The organism is Gibbsiella greigii (assembly GCF_039540155.1).
Lineage (GTDB): Bacteria > Pseudomonadota > Gammaproteobacteria > Enterobacterales > Enterobacteriaceae > Gibbsiella > Gibbsiella quercinecans.
Map to the genome: position 1 here is coordinate 18490 of NZ_BAABEM010000004.1, position 18445 is coordinate 36934.

21 protein-coding genes are annotated in these 18445 nt (G+C 61.5%); 15 read left to right on the top strand and 6 right to left on the bottom strand.

Features of this window, described 5'->3' with window-relative positions:
- The first annotated feature begins 10 nt into the window (after nt 1–10).
- Together puuE and AC559G_RS00980 are read left to right on the top strand one after the other, a co-directional pair.
- A complete protein-coding gene (gene puuE / locus AC559G_RS00975; protein WP_498910576.1) occupies nt 11–952 on the top strand; it encodes a polysaccharide deacetylase family protein in 942 nt (313 codons plus the stop codon).
- Between the two features lie 76 nt (nt 953–1028).
- Complete coding sequence (locus AC559G_RS00980; protein ID WP_498910578.1) at nt 1029–1907, top strand: siderophore-interacting protein; 879 nt, start codon at nt 1029–1031, stop codon at nt 1905–1907.
- A 7-nt stretch (nt 1908–1914) separates the two neighbouring features.
- Here the strand turns inward: AC559G_RS00980 and hpxZ are convergent, their stop codons facing one another.
- The 4 genes from hpxZ to AC559G_RS01000 all read right to left on the bottom strand — a co-directional run bounded on the left by hpxZ (nt 1915) and on the right by AC559G_RS01000 (nt 5540).
- Entirely contained in the window at nt 1915–2298 is a 384-nt protein-coding gene (hpxZ, locus tag AC559G_RS00985) for an oxalurate catabolism protein HpxZ (RefSeq protein ID WP_095845856.1), read from the bottom strand.
- 3 nt (nt 2299–2301) lie between these two features.
- Nucleotides 2302–3702: an AtzE family amidohydrolase gene (locus tag AC559G_RS00990; protein ID WP_438599219.1), complete on the bottom strand. Its 1401-nt coding sequence runs from the start codon at nt 3700–3702 to the stop codon at nt 2302–2304.
- The gene (gene hpxX / locus AC559G_RS00995; RefSeq protein WP_095848959.1) at nt 3699–3890 is read right to left on the bottom strand and encodes an oxalurate catabolism protein HpxX; all 192 of its coding nucleotides are present in this window, start codon (nt 3888–3890) and stop codon (nt 3699–3701) included. Before hpxX ends, AC559G_RS00990 begins: the two co-directional genes overlap by 4 nt.
- A 63-nt stretch (nt 3891–3953) precedes the next feature.
- Nucleotides 3954–5540 (bottom strand): gamma-glutamyltransferase family protein, encoded by a 1587-nt coding sequence (locus AC559G_RS01000; RefSeq protein WP_498910581.1) that lies wholly within the window; start codon nt 5538–5540, stop codon nt 3954–3956.
- A gap of 129 nt (nt 5541–5669) precedes the next feature.
- Here AC559G_RS01000 and AC559G_RS01005 point away from each other — a divergent pair, with 129 nt between their 5' ends.
- From AC559G_RS01005 to AC559G_RS01050, 10 genes are all read left to right on the top strand, one after another.
- Nucleotides 5670–6509 (top strand): MurR/RpiR family transcriptional regulator, encoded by an 840-nt coding sequence (locus tag AC559G_RS01005; protein WP_121555740.1) that lies wholly within the window; start codon nt 5670–5672, stop codon nt 6507–6509.
- Nucleotides 6510–6727: 218 nt separating this feature from the next.
- Complete coding sequence (locus AC559G_RS01010; protein WP_498910584.1) at nt 6728–7519, top strand: transporter substrate-binding domain-containing protein; 792 nt, start codon at nt 6728–6730, stop codon at nt 7517–7519.
- 12 nt (nt 7520–7531) lie between these two features.
- On the top strand, nt 7532–8197 hold the full coding sequence (locus AC559G_RS01015) for an amino acid ABC transporter permease (RefSeq protein WP_438599221.1): 666 nt from the start codon (nt 7532–7534) through the stop codon (nt 8195–8197).
- Between the two features lie 2 nt (nt 8198–8199).
- Nucleotides 8200–8853, top strand: coding sequence for an amino acid ABC transporter permease (locus AC559G_RS01020; RefSeq protein WP_498910890.1), 654 nt, complete (start codon nt 8200–8202; stop codon nt 8851–8853).
- Nucleotides 8834–9577, top strand: a complete 744-nt coding sequence (locus AC559G_RS01025; protein ID WP_095845850.1) for an amino acid ABC transporter ATP-binding protein — start codon at nt 8834–8836, stop codon at nt 9575–9577. The genes AC559G_RS01020 and AC559G_RS01025 overlap by 20 nt, the downstream gene beginning before the upstream one ends.
- A 46-nt stretch (nt 9578–9623) precedes the next feature.
- A complete protein-coding gene (locus AC559G_RS01030) occupies nt 9624–10865 on the top strand; it encodes a pyridoxal-phosphate-dependent aminotransferase family protein (protein WP_498910587.1) in 1242 nt (413 codons plus the stop codon).
- Nucleotides 10865–12124, top strand: a complete 1260-nt coding sequence (gene hpxK / locus AC559G_RS01035; RefSeq protein ID WP_498910589.1) for a Zn-dependent hydrolase — start codon at nt 10865–10867, stop codon at nt 12122–12124. Before AC559G_RS01030 ends, hpxK begins: the two co-directional genes overlap by 1 nt.
- Complete coding sequence (gene uraD, locus AC559G_RS01040; protein ID WP_498910592.1) at nt 12121–12621, top strand: 2-oxo-4-hydroxy-4-carboxy-5-ureidoimidazoline decarboxylase; 501 nt, start codon at nt 12121–12123, stop codon at nt 12619–12621. The genes hpxK and uraD overlap by 4 nt, the downstream gene beginning before the upstream one ends.
- Nucleotides 12614–12949 carry a hydroxyisourate hydrolase gene (gene uraH, locus AC559G_RS01045; RefSeq protein ID WP_498910594.1) on the top strand — a complete coding sequence of 112 codons (336 nt, stop codon included), beginning with the start codon at nt 12614–12616 and terminating at the stop codon, nt 12947–12949. The genes uraD and uraH overlap by 8 nt, the downstream gene beginning before the upstream one ends.
- 93 nt (nt 12950–13042) lie before the next feature.
- Nucleotides 13043–14395 carry a nucleobase:cation symporter-2 family protein gene (locus AC559G_RS01050; protein WP_498910596.1) on the top strand — a complete coding sequence of 451 codons (1353 nt, stop codon included), beginning with the start codon at nt 13043–13045 and terminating at the stop codon, nt 14393–14395.
- Between the two features lie 50 nt (nt 14396–14445).
- On the opposite strand, the gene AC559G_RS01055 is transcribed toward AC559G_RS01050, so the two are convergent.
- Nucleotides 14446–15219 carry a nitrilase family protein gene (locus tag AC559G_RS01055; protein ID WP_498910598.1) on the bottom strand — a complete coding sequence of 258 codons (774 nt, stop codon included), beginning with the start codon at nt 15217–15219 and terminating at the stop codon, nt 14446–14448.
- Nucleotides 15207–16367 (bottom strand): pyridoxal phosphate-dependent aminotransferase, encoded by a 1161-nt coding sequence (locus AC559G_RS01060; protein ID WP_498910600.1) that lies wholly within the window; start codon nt 16365–16367, stop codon nt 15207–15209. The genes AC559G_RS01055 and AC559G_RS01060 overlap by 13 nt, the downstream gene beginning before the upstream one ends.
- A gap of 232 nt (nt 16368–16599) precedes the next feature.
- On the opposite strand from AC559G_RS01060, the gene AC559G_RS01065 reads away from it, so the two are divergent.
- The 3 genes from AC559G_RS01065 to AC559G_RS01075 are packed head-to-tail and all read left to right on the top strand — an operon-like array spanning nt 16600 to nt 18439.
- The gene (locus AC559G_RS01065) at nt 16600–17214 is read left to right on the top strand and encodes a methylthioribulose-1-phosphate dehydratase (RefSeq protein ID WP_498910602.1); all 615 of its coding nucleotides are present in this window, start codon (nt 16600–16602) and stop codon (nt 17212–17214) included.
- Complete coding sequence (gene mtnC, locus AC559G_RS01070; protein ID WP_498910604.1) at nt 17211–17897, top strand: acireductone synthase; 687 nt, start codon at nt 17211–17213, stop codon at nt 17895–17897. The genes AC559G_RS01065 and mtnC overlap by 4 nt, the downstream gene beginning before the upstream one ends.
- The gene (locus tag AC559G_RS01075; protein WP_498910606.1) at nt 17897–18439 is read left to right on the top strand and encodes a 1,2-dihydroxy-3-keto-5-methylthiopentene dioxygenase; all 543 of its coding nucleotides are present in this window, start codon (nt 17897–17899) and stop codon (nt 18437–18439) included. The genes mtnC and AC559G_RS01075 overlap by 1 nt, the downstream gene beginning before the upstream one ends.
- The last annotated feature ends 6 nt before the right edge of the window (nt 18440–18445 follow it).

An 18445-nucleotide genomic window follows, 5' to 3' on the forward strand; every position in this document is an offset into this window, starting at 1 on the left:
GGAATTATCGATGAGTGACTATGCGTTTAATCAAGACTATCCCCGCGATCTTATCGGTTATGGCGGGCAACCGCCGCACGCGGGCTGGCCGGGGCAGGCGCGCGTCGCAGTGCAGTTTGTGCTCAATTATGAAGAAGGTTCGGAAAACAACGTGTTGCACGGCGACGCCGGTTCCGAACAGTTTCTTTCCGATATCATCGGCGCGGCCAGCTACCCGGCGCGTCATATGTCGATGGATTCACTGTACGAGTATGGCTCGCGCGCGGGCTTTTGGCGGATCCACCAGGAGTTCCAGCGGCGCGGCTTGCCGCTGACCATCTTTGGCGTGGCGATGGCGCTGGCGCGCAACCCGCTGGTGGTGCAGGCGATCAAAGACGCCGATTATGATGTGGTTAGCCACGGCTGGCGGTGGATCCACTACCAGAATATTGATGAAGCCACCGAACGCCAGCATCTGCAGCAGGCTATCGCCGTGCATAGCGAGCTGTTCGGCAAGCCGCCGTTGGGCTGGTATACCGGGCGCGATAGCCCCAATACCCGGCGGCTGGTGGTTGAACAAGGGGGCTTCCTGTATGACAGCGATTACTATGGCGACGATCTGCCGTTCTGGACCGAAGTGGCGTGCGCCAACGGCGAAAAGAAACCGCACCTGATTGTGCCCTACACCCTGGAAGCGAACGACATGCGTTTTGCTTCCCCGCAGGGCTTTAATACCGCCGAGCAGTTCTTTACCTACCTGAAAGACAGCTTCGATGTGTTGTATCAGGAAGGTGAAGACGCGCCGAAGATGCTGTCGATTGGCATGCACTGCCGCCTGCTGGGGCGCCCCGGCAAGTTCCGCGCCTTGCAGCGCTTCCTGGACTACATTCAGCAGCACGATCGCATTTGGATCTGCCGCCGCCAGGATATTGCTGAACACTGGCTGCAGCACCATCCCTATTCTGGTTGTTAAGCCTGGCTGGGGGACTTTCCCGGGCGGCGGAAGTCGCCTACTATGGCAACGTAATGATCCCGGGAGAGTTGCTAAGATGGCCGCCAGCTACCGTATTTTTGATATTACTCTGAAGCAGAAAGTGCGTATTTCACCTTCGCTGGTACGTTGCGTATTCAGCGGGCCGCAGGTGCACCAGATGAAGCTCGAGGCACCGGATCAGCGCATCAAGCTGCTGTTCCCCGCAGAAGACGGCCAAAGTTCACGGCTGGAAAACAGCGACGACTGGTATCGCCGTTATATGGCGTTGCCGAAAGCGCAGCGGCCGATCATGCGCACCTATACCCTGCGCGGGTTGCGCCAGGCGCAGCAGGAGCTGGACGTTGAGTTCGTGCTGCACGGCGTTAATGGCCCGGCTTCGGCATGGGCCACCCACGCCGAAGCCGGCGCCGCGCTGCAGGTGGTGGCGCCAGATGCGGAATTTGCCGGCGACAGCGGCGGCTATGAGTGGGTGCCGCCAGCACACCTGCAACAGGCGCTACTGATTGCCGATGAAACGGCGTTGCCGGCGGCGATGGGCATCCTTGAACAGTTGGCGCAGCAGGCTAACCCGCCGCGGGTGCAGGCGTTTTTCGAAGTGCCGGCCAGCGGCGATTGCATCAGCGTGGCGCAGTTCCCGTTTGCCGAGGTTTACTGGCTGCCGCGCGATGGTGGTTCGCCGCAGCGGCACGGAGCGCAATTGCTTGATGCGGTGCGTAGGCATGTGGAAATACCGGCGACTGCGCGCGCCGCCGCTCAGTCGCTAGCGGAAAACAGCCTGGGAGGCGATCTCTTGTGGGAGCGCGCCGCCGGCGGGAACGGTTTTTACGCCTGGGTGGCGGCGGAATCCTCCACCGTAAAGGCGCTGCGCCGTTACCTGATCGCAGAATGCGATCTTGATCGCGACGCAGTGAACTTTATGGCCTATTGGTGTTGACGGCAGCCTAGCCCATCAGGCTGACGTGCGCCGCCACAATGCGCCAGCCGCACGGCAGCTTCACCCAGGTTTGCATCTGCCGGCCAATGCGATCGCTGCCTTCACGGCGGAATTCCGTGCTGGCCACCGCCATGTCATCGCCGTAGGTGGTGATGACGGTGTTTTCCAACTGGCGATCCAGCCCTTTAGAAGGGCGCTTAAGGCGGAAATCACGGATCTGTTCGATGCCGTACAGGTTCTCCGTCGCGCCGTAGCGCACGGTGCGGCTATCGTGCCAGAACAGCTCATCCAGCACTTCCACATCGTTGCCGATCAGTGCCTGCTCGTAGCGGTAAAAGGCGGCGTTGACCTCTGCCAGCACCGCCGGGCGATCGATATATTCACTTTTCATTATTCAGTCCTGTTTCCCCGGTAAAACACATTGGGCTACGCCGCGCTGTTCCAGCGCATGGGCCGCTCGTAACGCCAAATCTTCGCGCCACGGCGGGGCGATCAACTGCAGGCCGATCGGCAGGCCGCCGGCCGTTTTCAGCGGCACCGTCACCACCGGCAGGCCGAGGAATGAAATCGGCTGGGTCAGCATGCCCATGCTGGCGCGGGTGGGTAAATCGGTATGATTGATGCGCATGCTCTCCTGGCCGATTTTCGTGGCGCAGCACGGCGTCGCGGGTGCTATCAGGATATCCCATTGCGTGAACAGCGGCAGCGTCTGCTGCTGGAAATGATTGCGAAAACGCTGTGCCTGCACATACCAAGCCCCCGGCAGCATCGCCCCGGCCAACAGGCGCTCGCGCGAGTTGGGCTCGAAACGCGCGGGTTCGCTGCGCAGCAACGGCAGATAATGATTACCGCCCTCCGATGCGCTGAGGATAAACGCCGCCGAACGCGCCAGCTCGGCCAGCGGCAGTTCAACTTCTTCTGATGCTTCCAGCGCCTGCGCCACTTGGCGCACGGCTGCCTTGGCGTCATCATCGCACCACTGCTGGAAATAGCCGCCCAACACCGCACAGCGCAGCCCCTGCTGGCCGCGCGGCAACAGCGATTCGGTTTGGGTAATGGGCTTGTCCGCCTGGAAGCGGTCTTCGATATCGGTGCCTTGCATCACGTCATAGACGGCCGCCAGATCGCGCACCCGGCGGGCCATCGGGCCGACATGATCCAGGCTGGCGACAAACGGCTGGCTGCCGCTGCGCGACAAGCGGCCAAAGGTGGGTTTAAGCCCGAAGATGCCGCACAGCGAAGAGGGCACGCGAATGGAGCCGTTGGTGTCGCTGCCGAGCGCGAAGTTAACTAACCCGGCCGCCACCGCCGCGGCTGAACCGCCGGAGGAACCGCCGGCGACGCGCGTGGTATCGTGCGGGTTGTGGGTGGCGCCGTAATGGCTGTTTTCCGTGGTGAAGCCATAGGCATAGGCATCCATATTCAGCATGCCGGAGAGCATGGCGCCTTGCGCGGCCAGGCGGGCAACCACCCAGGCGTCGCGCTTGGCCGCCGGGCGATCGCTAAACAGGCTGGCGCCGGCCAGGGTAGTTTCGCCGGTGACGTCGAACAGGTTTTTCACCGCATAGGGGATCGCGGCCAATGCCGGCAAGGGTTGGCCGTTGGCGCGGCTGTGATCCAGATGATCGGCTTCGCTCAGCATTCGTTCGCGGGTAATGTGCGTATAGGCATTAAGCGCCGGGTTTTGCGCATCGATCTGGTCTAGTGTCTGCTGGGCGATCTCACGGGCAGAAATGGCGCCTTGCTTGAGCGCACTGCGGATCTCGGCGATCGACAGCTCACTGAGTGGGTTCATGCGCGATACACTCCTGCGATTTCTAAACGTTGATCCAGCGGGAAGGCCATCAGCGGTTCGGCCATGGCCGCAATGCGGTTGAATTGCACCAGTAACTCTGCGCGGCGCGCATCGTCCAGCTCCAGCGCCAGGATGGTTTCCATCTGGCGGATGTAGGCGGCCCAGTCGGCTGCCGGTATGTTGTTCATGGTGTTTTCCCCGATAAATGTGTGAAACAAGCCCGCGCCCCTCCGGCTTGAGGGGGACGGCGGCTAGAAGCCGGCGGCGCTGCCGTTGCTGCGCGGATCGAACGCGCCTTCCAGCATGCCATTCGTGTGGCGCACAATGGCGCCGGCATGGCCGACGGCCTCGCTGAAGTCCGGCAGCAGTTCGACTTCATGGCCGCGTTGGCGCAGGTAGTCGAGGGTTTCGGCGCTAAAGCGGCGCTCCAGCTTCAGCGAGTCGGAGCTTTCGCCCCAGGTTCGGCCAAGCAGCCAGCGTGGGTTGCTGATAGCCTGTTGTAAGGGTAGCCCCTGAACCACATGGCGGATAAACACCGCCGCCTGGGTTTGCGGTTGGCCGTCGCCGCCCATGGAGCCGTAAACCAGGGTGCGGCCGTCATACAGGCGTGCGGCCGCCGGGTTGAGCGTATGGAAAGGCTGCTTGCCGGGCGCCAGCGCCAGCAGGTGGTTGGCATCCAGGCTGAACGATGCGCCGCGGTTTTGCCACAGCACCCCGCTGTTGGGCAGCACTACGCCGCTGCCGAATTCGTGATAGATGCTCTGGATGAACGACACCGCCAGCCCGCTGCTGTCCATCACACCCATCCAGACGGTATCGCCGGGCCCTTTGCCCTGGCCCCAGGCGGCGGCGTGTTCGCCGTCGATCTGTTTTGCCAGTTCATGCAGATAGCCCGGTTCGAGCAGCGCCTGCGGATCCTGGGTCATCTCGCGCGGATCGGTGATGTAACGATCGCGCAGGCCAAAAGCCAGTTTGGTGGCTTCCACGATCCCGTGGATCGTGGCGCCGTCGTCTTTGCCTTCCAGCGCCAGGCGGTCGGCCAGGCCGAGGATCGCCAACGACACCAGCCCCTGGGTAGGCGGCGTGAGATTAAACACCTCGCCTTTCTGGTGCTGCAAGCGCAGCGGCGTGCGCCGGCGCGGGCGATAGTCCGCCAGATCCTGCGCGGTGAGCGGCATTCCGAGCTTCGCCATATCCGCCGCCATGCATTCGGCCACCCGGCCGCGGTAGAAGCTATCCAATCCTTCTTCGGAAAGCGCAATCAGGGTTTCCGCCAGCAGCGGCTGGCAGAAACGCTGCCCGCAGTGCGGGATTTCGCCCTTGGGCAGGTAGGTGCGGGCAAATTCGTCCAGGTTCGCCAACTCGTGGTATTTGCTGCGAGTGGCCGCCTCCTGCGAAGCGGTGACCGGAATACCGTCCGCCGCATAGCGGATGGCATCGGCCAGCAGGCGCGGCAGGGGCAGTTGTTCTCCACCCAGCTCCGCCGAGAACGCCAGGGCTTCCTGCCAGCCGCCGACGGTGCCGGCAACGGTCAGCGCCGCCTTTGGCCCACGGTGTGGGATGCGGCTTTCGCCGGCGTAGAAATCCAGCGTAGCCAGGGAGCCGGCCGCGCCGCTGGCATCGATAGCCACCGGATCGCCCTGCGGCGGAACGATCAGCCAAAAGCCGTCACCGCCCAGGCTGTTCATGTGCGGGTAGACCACCGCAATGGTCGCGGCTGCCGCCACCATGGCTTCAATCGCGTTGCCGCCTTCGCGCAGCACGGCCAGTGCGCTTTCGCTGGCCAGGTGGTGAGGGGTGACCGCCATGCCTAATGGTGCGGTATTACTGTTAATCATGAGTAAGCCCTTGTTATGGTCTGCATCAATCAATAAGTTAAGCAAGAGACGTTCCAGATTTGCAGGCTGGCGGAATCTTATTTGGCTGTGCTATGTTCCGCTGAAACAAATGTTACAGCAGGAGTAGCAATGAAGCAGATTGATGAACGCCTGCGTAGTGAGTATCCGCAACTGACGCCGCAGGAACAACGGGTGGCGGATTTTATCTTCGATCACTTTGACGATCTGATCAGCTACAACAGTGCGGAGCTGGCGCGGTTGAGCGGGGTTTCCAAGGCCACCGTCAGCCGACTGTTTAAACGGCTGGGCTACCCCAGCTACCGCGCTATGCGCGACGAACTACGCACGCTGCGCCAAAGCGGCATGCCGCTGACCGACAACCGCGATGCGGTGCAGGGCAATACGCTATTGGCGCGCCATTACAAGCAGGAAATGGCGAACCTGACCCATTGGGTGAACCAGATCGATGCCCAGCAGTTTACGGCGGTGATCGGCAAACTGGCGCAGGCCGGGCGGGTTGTGCTGATGGGCTTTCGCAATAGCTATCCGGTGGCGATGCACCTGCGCCAGCAACTGCTGCAGGTGCGTGAAAACGTGCTGCTGGTGCCACAGCCGGGCCAGACGCTGGCGGAAGAGCTGGTGGATCTTTCCGGGCGCGACATGGTGGTTCTGGTGGCGTTCCGCCGCCGGCCACGGCTGCTGCGGGCATTGCTCACGCAGTTGCAGATTCAGCAGGTGCCGACGCTGTTGATCTGCGAGCCGCAGGCGCAGGCGTTGATACCGCTGGCGACATGGCACTTGCCGGCGCCGTTGGACAGCGTCTCCGCTTTCGACAGCTACTCGTGCGCCATGAGCCTGGCAAACCTGCTCAGCAATGCTTTACTGCATGAGTCGCTGGCGCTCGGCAGGCAGCGTATTTACCAGATTGCGGATTTGTACAGCGATCTGGACGAACTGGAACACCGCTAACGAAGCGCTGTTTTGGTGCTCTTGCACTATATCGGTGCTTCGCCTTTCACTTTTTTCCCTTCTTCCCGCCGCGTTCCGGCGGGGGATATTCCCGCTTGAAACGTTAACCCCTCGGGGTTAAAGCAGATTATTCACTGCCGCCTGCCTTGGCACATTAGTTGCAGTAAAATGAATTAAAGAATCTTTTGTTTCATCATCTCACTATTGGGGATACATTTATGAGCATCAAAAAAACACTGGTTGCTGCATTGGGGGCGGTGGTGCTGTTGGCGCAGGCCGCCACAGCGATGGCGGATCAACTGCAGGATATCCAGCAACGCGGTGTTTTGCGTGTGGCGGTGCCGCAGGATTTCCCGCCGTTTGGCTCGGTGGGCACGGATCTGCAGCCGCAGGGGTATGACATCGACATGGCGCACTACCTGGCCGATAAAATGAAACTTAAGTTGCAGCTGGTGCCGGTAACCAGCGCCAACCGAGTGCCCTATCTGCAAACCAACAAAGTGGATCTGGTGATCTCAAGCCTGGGCAAAAACCCGGAGCGTGAAAAGACCATCGCTTTCAGCCGCGCCTATGCGCCGTTCTTCCTGGGCGTTTTTGGGCCGAAAGACGACACCCTGCATGACGCAGCCGGGTTGGACGGCAAAACGGTGGGGGTGACGCGCGGTGCGGTGGAAGACATGGTGCTGAGCGATAGCGCGCCGAAGGGTGCCCAGATCAAACGTTACGAAGACAACAACACCACGCTGTCGGCCTATCTGTCCGGGCAGGTGCAGTATGTGGCGACCGGTAACCTGGTGGTGAGCGCCATTGCGCGCCAGAACCCGGCCAAGGCGCCGGTTGCCAAGTTCATGCTGAAGGATTCGCCGTGCTATGTCGGCCTGCGCCAAGGCGAACCGGCGCTGCAAACCAAAGTGAATGAACTGATTGAGCAGGCCCTGAAGGACAATACGCTCAACGGCCTGTCGGAAAAATGGCTGAAGGCGCCGTTGCCGGCCGATCTTGGCGCATAACGGGAGAGCCTGATGACCTATCAGCTGAATTTTCCCGCACTGTGGCCATTCATGCCCGAACTGTTGGCGGGTTTGCTGACCACCATTGAGCTGACGGCCATGGCCACCGTTATGGGCGTGGCGCTGGGGATTTGCGGTGCGGCAATCCGCAGCGGGAAAACCAATCTGTTAAGCCGTATTTGGGGGATTTACGTCGAGGTGGTGCGCAATACGCCGTTCGTCGTGCAGCTGTTTTTTATCGTGTTCGGTTTGCCGAGCCTGGGCTGGAAACTGACCGCCGGCCAGGCGGCGCTGTTGGCGATGGTGATTAATCTCGGTGCCTACAGCACCGAGATTATCCGCGCCGGCATCCAGGTTACGCCGAAAGGCCAATGGGAAGCCGGCCGGGTGCTGGGGCTGACGCGCAGCCAGATCTTTCTGCGCGTGGTGTTGCCGCCGGCGCTACAGCGCATTTATCCGGCGCTGGTGAGCCAGTGCATTATCGTGATGCTCGGTTCCTCGGTGGTTTCGCAGGTGGCGTTTGAAGAACTGACCTTCGCCGCCAACCTGATTCAGTCGCGCACCTTCCTCAGTTTTGAGGTGTATCTGGTGACGACGCTGTTTTATCTGTTGCTTTCGGTGCTGATGCGCCAGCTGCTGCTGGCCGCCGGTAAACGCTTTTTGGGGAGCCAGGCCTGATGATGACATTCACCGACTGGGATATCGTGCGCAATTTGCTGCTGGCCGCGCGCTGGACGCTGCTGCTTTCGCTGACCGCGTTCTTCGGCGGCACGGTGGTCACGTTCCCTTTGCTGTTGCTGCGGCTGAGCAAGCGCCGTTGGGCGCTGCGCTTTGTGCGCATGTATGCCGAGCTGTTCCAGGGCACGCCGCTGCTGATGCAGCTGTTCCTGGCGTTTTTCGGGTTGGCGCTGTTCGGCATTGACGTCAGCCCATGGGCCGCCGCCGCGCTGGCGCTGACGCTGTTCACCAGCGCGTTTCTGGTGGACATCTGGTCCGGCAGCATAGCCGCCTTGCCGAAGGGGCAGTGGGAAGCCTGCCGTTGCCTGGGGCTGAGCTTCGGCCAAACGATGTGGCGGGTGATTGTGCCGCAGGCGGTGCGCATCGCTATCGCCCCGACGGTCGGTTTTTCGGTGCAGGTGATCAAGGGCACCGCGCTGGCGTCGATTATCGGTTTCATTGAGCTGACCAAGGCCGGAACCATGCTGAACAACGTGACCTACCAGCCGTTTAAAGTGTTTGGCCTGGTGGCGCTGGGCTACTTCCTGATGTGTTACCCGCTGTCGCGCTACAGCCACTACCTGGAGAAAAAATTCCATGCCGCTCATCACAATTAATCAGGTTCAAAAATATTACGGCCAGAACCATGTGCTGAAAGGCGTGGATCTGGATATCGACATGGGCGAGGTGATCTCGATCATCGGCCGCAGCGGCTCGGGGAAAAGCACCCTGCTGCGCTGCATCAACGGCCTGGAAGGCTATCAGGAAGGCAGTATCAAGCTGGGCGGCATGACGATCACCGATCGCGATTCGCAGGCGCGCGAGATTAGCCGCTCCATCGGCATGGTGTTCCAGAACTTCAACCTGTTCCCGCACATGACCGCGCTGGAAAACGTGATGCTGGCGCCGCGCCGGGTATTAAAGAAAAGCCCGGCGGAGTGCCGCGAACTGGCGGAAGAGATGCTGAACAAGGTAGGCCTGGGGGAGCGGATGGATTATGCGCCGGCCAATTTGTCCGGCGGCCAGCAGCAGCGCGTGGCGATCGCCCGGGCGCTGGCCATGAACCCCAAGGTACTGCTGTGCGATGAAATCACCTCGGCGCTTGATCCCGAACTGGTCGGCGAAGTGCTTAAAGTGCTCGAACAACTGGCCGCCGAAGGCATGACGCTGATTTTGGTAACGCATGAAATGAACTTTGCCCGCGAAGTGGGCGACCGGGTGGTGTTTATGCACCAGGGCAAAGTGTGGGAGCAGGGCGAAAGCCGCCAGGTGTTCGCCAATCCGCAAACCCAGGAGCTGAAGCAGTTCATCGCCTCCGTGCGTGGGCTGTCGGAAGCCTGAAATAAGACAACAAGATAATAACTTATTAAGCTCGCAAGGAAATAACATGTTAGATATCAGCAAATTCGATCAGATAAACCCACCGCAACGCCTGCTGATGGGCCCTGGCCCAATCAACGCCGATCCGCGCGTGCTGCGTGCCATGTCGAGCCAGCTGATTGGCCAGTACGATCCGGCGATGACCGGTTACATGAACCAGGTGATGGAACTGTACCGGGCGCTTTTCCGCACGGAAAACCGCTGGACCATGCTGGTGGACGGCACTTCCCGTTCCGGCATTGAAGCGGTGCTGGTTTCCGCCATTCGCCCCGGCGATAAAGTGCTGGTGCCGGTGTTCGGCCGCTTTGGCCACCTGCTGTGTGAAATCGCCCGCCGCTGCCGTGCTGAAGTGCACACCATTGAAGCGCCGTGGGGCGAAGTGTTCAGCGCCGATCGGATTGAAGATGCGATTAAAACGGTGCGCCCGCGCCTGCTGTTGACGGTGCAGGGCGATACGTCAACCACCATGCTGCAACCGCTTGACCAGCTCGGCGAGATTTGCCGTCGCCACGGCGTGCTGTTTTATACCGATGCCACCGCCTCGTTCGCCGGCAACCCGCTGGAAACCGACGCCTGGGGGCTGGACGCCGTATCGGCCGGGTTGCAAAAGTGCCTGGGCGGCCCGTCCGGCAGTTCCCCGATTACTCTCAGCCCGCGTTTTGAAGAGATTGTTCGCCGCCGCAAATGCGTGGAAGAAGGGATCCGCACTGCCGACCACGCCAACGGCGAGGACGAGATGATCTATTCCAACTATTTCGATCTGGGCATGATCATGGATTACTGGGGGCCGGAGCGCCTCAACCACCATACGGAAGCCACCAGCATGTTATTCGCCGCCCGCGAATGCGCCCGGGTGATCCTGGAAGAAGGGTTGGACAACACCATTGAACGCCATCGTCTGCATGGCGCCGCAATGCTGGCCGGCATTCAGGGCATGGGGCTGGCGGTGTTCGGCGATCTGGACAACCGGATGAACAACGTACTCGGCGTGGTGATCCCGCAGGGCATACACGGTGAGCAGGTGCGCCAGATGATGCTGAACGATTTTGCCATCGAGATCGGCACCTCATTTGGCCCGCTGCAGGGCAAAATCTGGCGCATCGGCACCATGGGCTACAACGCGCGCAAAGACTGTGTGCTGCAAACGCTGGCGGCGCTGGAGGCGGTATTGAACCGCCTGGGCTTCGTGAGCAAGCAGGGCGAGGCGTTGCAGGCGGCCTGGAACACCTATAGCGCAGGGGGCTGCTGATGGCGACATTGTTGTCGGCCCAGGCGGCGGAGCAGGCCGCGGCGCGCGTGCTGGCGCGCTGCGACGCGCTGGCGGCAATCAGCAGTACGCCGGGCCAACTGACGCGGGTATACCTTTCGCCCGAACACCAGCGTGCCAACCAACAGGTGGGCGACTGGATGCGCGCGCTGGGCATGACGGTCTGGCAGGACAGCGTCGGCAATATCTGCGGCCGTTATGAAGGGCAAACGCCGGGCGCGCCAGCGCTGCTGTTGGGATCGCACCTGGATACGGTGCGCAATGCCGGGCGCTACGACGGCATGCTGGGCGTGCTGACCGCGCTGGAAGTGGTGGCGCATTTGCATGCCCAAGGGCGCCGCCTGCCGGTGGCGATAGAAGTGATTGGCTTTGCCGACGAAGAAGGCACCCGCTTCGGCATTACTTTGCTCGGCAGCAAGGGCATCACCGGGCAATGGCCGGCAGACTGGCTGCAGCGCACTGACGCCGACGGTATCACCGTGGCGCAGGCGCTGCGCGACGCTGGGTTGGATCCCGACGCCATCGGCGAAGCGAAACGCGCCAAAGAGGCCTTTTGCGCCTATCTGGAACTGCATATCGAACAGGGGCCGTGCCTGGAAGCCGCCGGCCTGGCGCTGGGGGTGGTGACGGCGATTAACGGCGCGCGCCGCCTGAACTGCATCTTTACCGGCGAAGCCGGCCATGCCGGCACCGTGCCGATGGGCCAGCGCCGCGATGCGCTGGCGGCGGCGGCCGAGTGGATGGTGGCGGTAGAAAATCTCACCCGCCGCAGCGATCCGCACCTGGTGGCGACCGTCGGCCGCATCGAAGCCGTGCCTGGCGCGGTGAACGTCATTCCTGGCCAGGTTACGCTGTCGCTTGACGTGCGTGGCCCGCAGGACGGCCCGCTGGCGCAACTGTTGGCCGGGCTGCTGGAGCAGGCGCAGGCGATCGCTGCCCGCCGCGGCGTGCATTTCGCCAGCGAGGAGTTTTACCGCATTGACGCCACCGCCTGCGACGCCGATCTACAACGGCGCTGGCATGACGGGGTGATACAGGTGCAGGGGCAAAGCCCGGCACTGCCAAGCGGGGCCGGGCACGATGCGATCGCGGTGTCCGCACAGTGGCCGGTGGGGATGCTGTTTGTGCGCTGCGATCGCGGCATCAGCCACCACCCGGATGAATCCGTCACCCAGGCGGACGTGGCGCTGGCTATTCAGGCGTATTGCCAGACGGTGGCAAGTTGGGGGGATAACGCATGAGGTTGCAACAGTTTAACCAATTGCCGGCGCCAGAAGCCGCGCGTTTGCTGCGCCCGTGTGTGGATATCGCCCGTTGGATCGACGCGGTGATCGCCGCCCGGCCGTTCGACAGTGTGGCGGCCGCACTGGCCTTTGGCCAGCAGGCGGCGCTGGACTGGCAGCCGGAAGAAGTGGCCGCGGCGTTGGCGGCGCACCCGCGCATCGGCGAACGCGCCAACGGCCAGGGGCAGGCGGCACAGTTTTCCCGGCGTGAACAGGCAGCGGTGAATAGCCAGGATGCGGAATTGGCGCAGGCCTTGCTGGACGGCAATCTGCGCTACGAAACCCGTTTTGGTCAGGTATTCCTGATCCGCGCCGCCGGGCGCGACGGGCAAACCATCCTGCGTGAGCTTGAGCGCCGGCTGCAAAACAGCCCCGAGCAGGAGCAGCAGGAAACCGCCGAGCAACTGCGTGAAATCGTATCGCTGCGTTTTAAGGAGCTATTAAGCCATGAGTAATATCAGCACCCATATTCTTGATACCTCCCTCGGCAAGCCGGCGGCCGGCGTGCGCGTTTGGCTGGAGCGGCTGGAAAACCAGCAGTGGCGGGTGGTCGCGGAAAGCCACTCAGACGCCGACGGCCGCGTGCGCGATCTGACACCGGAGGGCCTGGCCGGCGGGCGCTATCGCCTGAATGCCGATCTGGGCGGCTATTTCGCCCAAAGCCAACGGCAAACCCTGTACGTGACGGCAATTATCGATTTTGCCATTGAGGATGCGCAACAGCATTACCATTTGCCGCTGTTGGTCAGCCCGTACTCATACTCAACGTACCGGGGCAGTTAAGCGCCTTAGCGATCGCGCAATACCGCGCAACCACCGGGCGGGGTTCCCAGCCCGATGACATGACATCTTGATGACCCAGTTAGCGGGGGAATTATGGCTCTATCGCAAGAGAGGGGCGCGGCTGCGTGCCGCCCGGAAGACGAAAAACTGCCGCTGGGTAAAACCTTTGCCTACGGTTTACAGCATATTTTGACGATGTATGGCGGCATTATCACGCCGCCGCTGATTATCGGTTCGGCTGCCGGGCTGAGCGCGCCGCAAATCGGCATGTTGGTGACGGCGGCGCTGTTTGTCAGCGGGCTGGCCACGCTGTTGCAAACGTTGGGGATGCCGCGCTTTGGTTCGCGCTTGCCGCTGGTGCAAGGGGTTTCCTTCGCCGGCGTGGCGACGATGGTCACGATTGTCAACGGTGGCGGCGGCCTGCCGGCGGTGTTTGGCGCAGTGATCGCGGCTTCGTTGATCGGGTTGCTGATCGCGCCGTTCTTTTCGCAGATTATCCGCTTCTTTCCCCCGGTGGTGACCGGTACGGTGGTGACGGTGATTGGCCTGTCGCTGATGCCGGTGGCCATTCGCTGGGCGATGGGCGGCAATGCCAAGGCGCCGGACTGGGGCTCGACGGGGAATATCGGCCTGGCGGCGGCGACGCTGGCGGTGATCCTGTTGTTGAACAAGGTCGGTTCACCGGCATTGAAACGCCTGGCGGTGCTGTTGGCGATGGCGGCCGGCTGTGCGGCGGCGGCGTTAATGGGAAAGGTGGATTTCTCGGCGGTGGGCAGCGGGCCTTGGCTGGCGATACCGGCGCCCTTCGCCTTCGGCTGGCCGACCTTTGAGCTGAGCGCGATTCTTTCCATGCTGCTGATTGTTCTGGTGCTGTTGACTGAAACCACCGCCGGGCTGATTGCGGTGGGGGAGATCGTCGGTTCACCGGTGGGCTCGCGCCGCATCGCCAACGGCCTGCGCGCCGATATGCTTTCCAGCGCGCTGTCGCCGGTGTTCAATTCGTTCCCGCAAAGCTCGTTTGCCCAGAATATCGGGCTGGTGGCGCTCACCGGCGTGAAAAGCCGTTTTGTGGTCAGCGCCGGCGGCGCGATCCTGGTGGTGCTCGGCGTGCTGCCGATATTGGGCACGATAATGGCCTGTATCCCCTTGCCGGTGCTGGGGGGCGCTGGGGTGGTGCTGTTCGGTTCGGTGGCCGCCAGCGGCATCCGCACTCTGGCGAAGGTGGAATATAAGGACAACATGAACCTGGTGGTGGTGGCGACGGCGATTGCCTTCGGCATGATCCCCATCGTGATGCCGACGTTTTACGATCAGTTCCCGTACTGGGTGCGTACCCTGCTGCACTCCGGCATCAGCGCCTCATGCCTGGCGGCACTGCTACTGAACGTATTGTTCAACCAGGTGGAAGCAGAGGACAAAAGCGCCGTCGGTGACGAGGCTTCCTGAACCACAAGGGGCGGCAAAGGCGCCGCCCCTTGGCTTAAAACTACACTGGGTTAATCGTGGAGCAGGAAGCTGTCGGCATCGCGCCATGCCGGGAAGGCATTGCGGTAGCTTTGCAGGTTTTCCAGCGACAGCTCGGCATCCAGCCTGGCCGGCTGACCGGGCTCTGCCTGCGCGAGCACTTCCCCCTGCGGGCTGATGATCAGGCTGTCGCCGCTGTAGTGCAGGCCGTTGCCGTCTTCCCCCACCCGGTTGCAACCGGCCACGTACGCCTGGTTTTCGATGGCGCGCGCCGCCAGCAGCGTTTGCCAGTGCAGGCTGCGCGGCGCCGGCCAGTTGGCGACGTACAGGGCCAGATCGTAATCCTGCAGGTTGCGTGACCACACCGGGAAGCGCAGGTCGTAACAGATTTGCGGCAGGATACGCCAGCCGCGCCATTCAACCACCTTGCGCTGTTTACCCGCCTGGTAGTGCTGGTGTTCGCCGGCCATGCGGAACAGGTGGCGTTTATCGTAACCATGCACGTTGCCGCCCGGCTCCACCAGTAGGAAGCGGTTAACTGCGCCCTGCGGGGTTTTCAGCGCCACGCTGCCGCCGATCAACGCATTGTTTTTTTTGGCCCAGGCGTGCAGCCATTCAATCACCTGCGGTTCCGGCAGCGCGCTTTCACCGGCATCCATCGCAAAGCCGGTGGTGAACATTTCCGGCAGCACGATGACATCCCGGCCGGCGATCGCCGCCAGCGCGGCGTCAAACTGCTGCAGGTTGGCCGTCCCGTCGCGCCAAACCAGCGGGTGCTGTAACAGGGTGATTTTTAAAGTCGACATAAACGCTCCGCAGCCGCATCCAGCGTGGCATCCTGTTTGGCGAAACACAGCCGGATTAATTTATGAGGGAAAGGATCGGCGCAAAAAACGGAAAGTGGAATGGCCGCCACGCCGACGTGCTCGGTGAGCCAGCGGCAAAATTCGACGTCGTCCAGATCGGATACCGCGCTGTAATCCGCCAGCAGGAAGTAGGTGCCTTCGCAGGGCAAGATTTCCAGCCGGCTGTTCTCCAGCGCCTGCACAAAGCGATCGCGTTTGGCGCGGTAGAACGCCGGCAGTTGGCGCCAGTGCTCAGGATCGGCGCGCAGCATGTCGGCCAGCGCCAACTGCGCCGGAGTATTGACCGAGAAGGTCAGGTATTGGTGCACCTTGCGCACCTCGGCGCTGATCGCGGCGGGGGCGACACAGTAGCCCACTTTCCAGCCGGTCATATGGTAGGTTTTACCAAACGACGATACGGCCACCGAGCGCTGGCGCAGCTGCGGGTGTGCCAGCACGCTGGCATGGCCGCCTTTGGCAAAGCAGATGTGCTCGTAGACTTCATCGCTCAACACATAGATTTCACGTTCGGCGATGGCGGCCCACAGCTGTTGCATGTCTTCCGCCTGCCAGACGGTGGCGGACGGGTTGTGCGGCGTATTAAGGATCACCAAACGGGTGCGTGGCGAAATCAGATCAGCAAACTGCTGCCAGTCCACGCGGAATGCCGGCGGTTGCAGGGCAATGCGTTTCAGCTCGCCGCCGGCCAGCGTCACCGCCGGGGCATAGCTGTCATAGCTGGGATCGAAGCAGATCACCTCGTCGCCCGGGCGCACCAGCGCGCTGATGGCGGCAAACAGTGCTTCCGTGGCGCCAGCGGTAACGGTGATCTCCGTGTTAACATCCGGCTGCCAGCCATAAAGCTGCGCGGTTTTATCGGCGATCGCCTCGCGCAGCGCCGCTACGCCGGTCATTGGGGCATATTGGTTGGCACCCTGGCTGACGTGCCAGGCCAGGCGTTCTTTCAGGTAATCCGGGCCGTCGAAGTCCGGGAAGCCCTGGGAGAGGTTGATCGCCTGATGCTGCTGCGCCAGCGCGCTCATTTGGGTGAAGATTGTCGTGCCGAGGGCAGGAAGTTTGCTTTCGGGAACCGGTGCTGAAGTGCTCATAAATAGAATGATGCCCCGTCTTGGTTGTTAGTACTCATGTTGCTGTCAATATAACACGATGTTAGTATTTGGCAATCAAGACGCTTAGACGGCTAAAGTAAGAAAATCTTCTTACGGTAACCCGCCATAAACAAAGCGGCAATAGCCACACAGCACGTAAATTTCCGCGCCATCGGGGGGCGGAACAGGGCGAATGATGGCGCCTATCGACCACTGGGAAGAAGCAAGCATAATGATAGAAAATTCACAATTGCAGGCGTTGTTGGCCACCTGCCGCTGGATTGGCGAAAAGGGCTGGTGCCCGGCAACCGGCGGCAATATGTCGCTGCGCCTGGATGCCGAGCGCTGCCTGGTCACCGCATCCGGCAAAGATAAAGGCAGCCTGACCGAACAGGATTTCCTGTTGGTGGAAACGGCAACCAATCATGTACCCAGCGGCCTGAAGCCTTCAGCGGAAACCGGCCTGCATACGCTGGTTTACCGCCTGGCGCCGCAGGTGGGGGCTATTTTGCACACCCATTCGGTGAACACCACGGTGCTGTCGCGGGTGGAAAAGGGCACGGCAGTGGTGCTGCAAGGTTATGAAATGCAAAAGTCGCTCAGCGGCCAGCACAACCACCTGGATAGCGTCAGCATCCCGATTTTTGACAACGACCAGGATATTCCGGCGTTGGCGGCGCGGGTTGCGGCCTATGCCGGGCAAACGCCGTTGCAGTATGGTTTTCTGGTGCGCGGCCACGGCCTGTACTGTTGGGGCAATACGGTGGCGGAAGCGCGCCGCCATCTTGAAGGGCTGGAGTTTTTATTCCAGTGTGAACTGCAACGCCGTTTGCTGGAGGCAAGATGATCCGCGCGATTGTGACTGATATTGAAGGCACCACCAGTGAGATCCGCTTTGTGCACCAGGTGCTGTTCCCTTATGCGCGGGCGCATCTGGATGCGTTTATCCGCCAGCATGCCGACGATGCTGAAGTGGCGGCGCCGCTGGCGGCGCTGCGCGAGGAGCTTGGCCAGCCGGATGCGGATCTGGCGCAGCTGATCGCTGCGCTCTACCGCTTTATGGATGAAGATCGCAAGTCCACCGCGCTCAAGGCGTTGCAGGGCATCATTTGGCGCAGCGGCTATCACAATGGTGATTTCCGCGGCCATGTGTACCCGGAAGTGGCTGGGCAGTTGGCCGCTTGGCAACAGCAGGGGTTGAAGTTGTATGTGTATTCTTCCGGTTCGGTAGAGGCGCAAAAACTGCTGTTCGGCTACAGCGAAGCGGGCGATTTGCAGCCGTTGTTCAGTGGCTACTTTGACACCCGGATCGGCGCCAAGCGTGAAAGCGCGTCATACCGGAATATCGCCGGCGCAACGGGGTTTACGCCGGGTGAGTTGTTGTTCCTGTCGGATATCCGCCAGGAACTGGACGCAGCGAGGGAAGCCGGTTGGCGCACCTGCCAACTGATCCGCGACGACGCAGACGAGCAAAGCCGGCATCCGCAGGTTAAGCGGTTTGATCATATCAATGTAGGGGAATTTGCCTGATGAGTGGATTGACGATATACAGCGATAAAGCGCCGCAGCAAGCGCTGTGGCAGAGCGATGATGCCAATGCCATCCAACAGGAGCTGGCGCAGATTGGCGTGCGTTTCGAACGGTGGCAGGCCGACCGCGAGCTGGGGGAAAACCCGCAGCCGGAGGCGGTGATCGCCGCCTATCAGCACGAAATCGACCGCCTGGTGGCGGAAAAGGGCTACCAAAGCTGGGATGTGATCAGCATGCGCCCGGACAACGAACAGCGCCAGGTGCTGCGGGAAAAGTTCCTGTCTGAGCATACTCACGGCGAAGACGAAGTGCGTTTCTTTGTTGAAGGGGCTGGGCTATTCTGCCTGCACCTGAACGGCAAGATCTACCAGATCCTGTGTGAGAAAAACGATCTGCTGTCAGTGCCGGCCAATACGCGCCATTGGTTCGACATGGGATCGTCGCCGAGCTTTACGGCGATCCGCCTGTTCGATAACCCGGAAGGCTGGGTGGCGCATTTTACCGGCGACAAGATTGCCGATGACTACCCGCGCCTGGATTAACGGCGC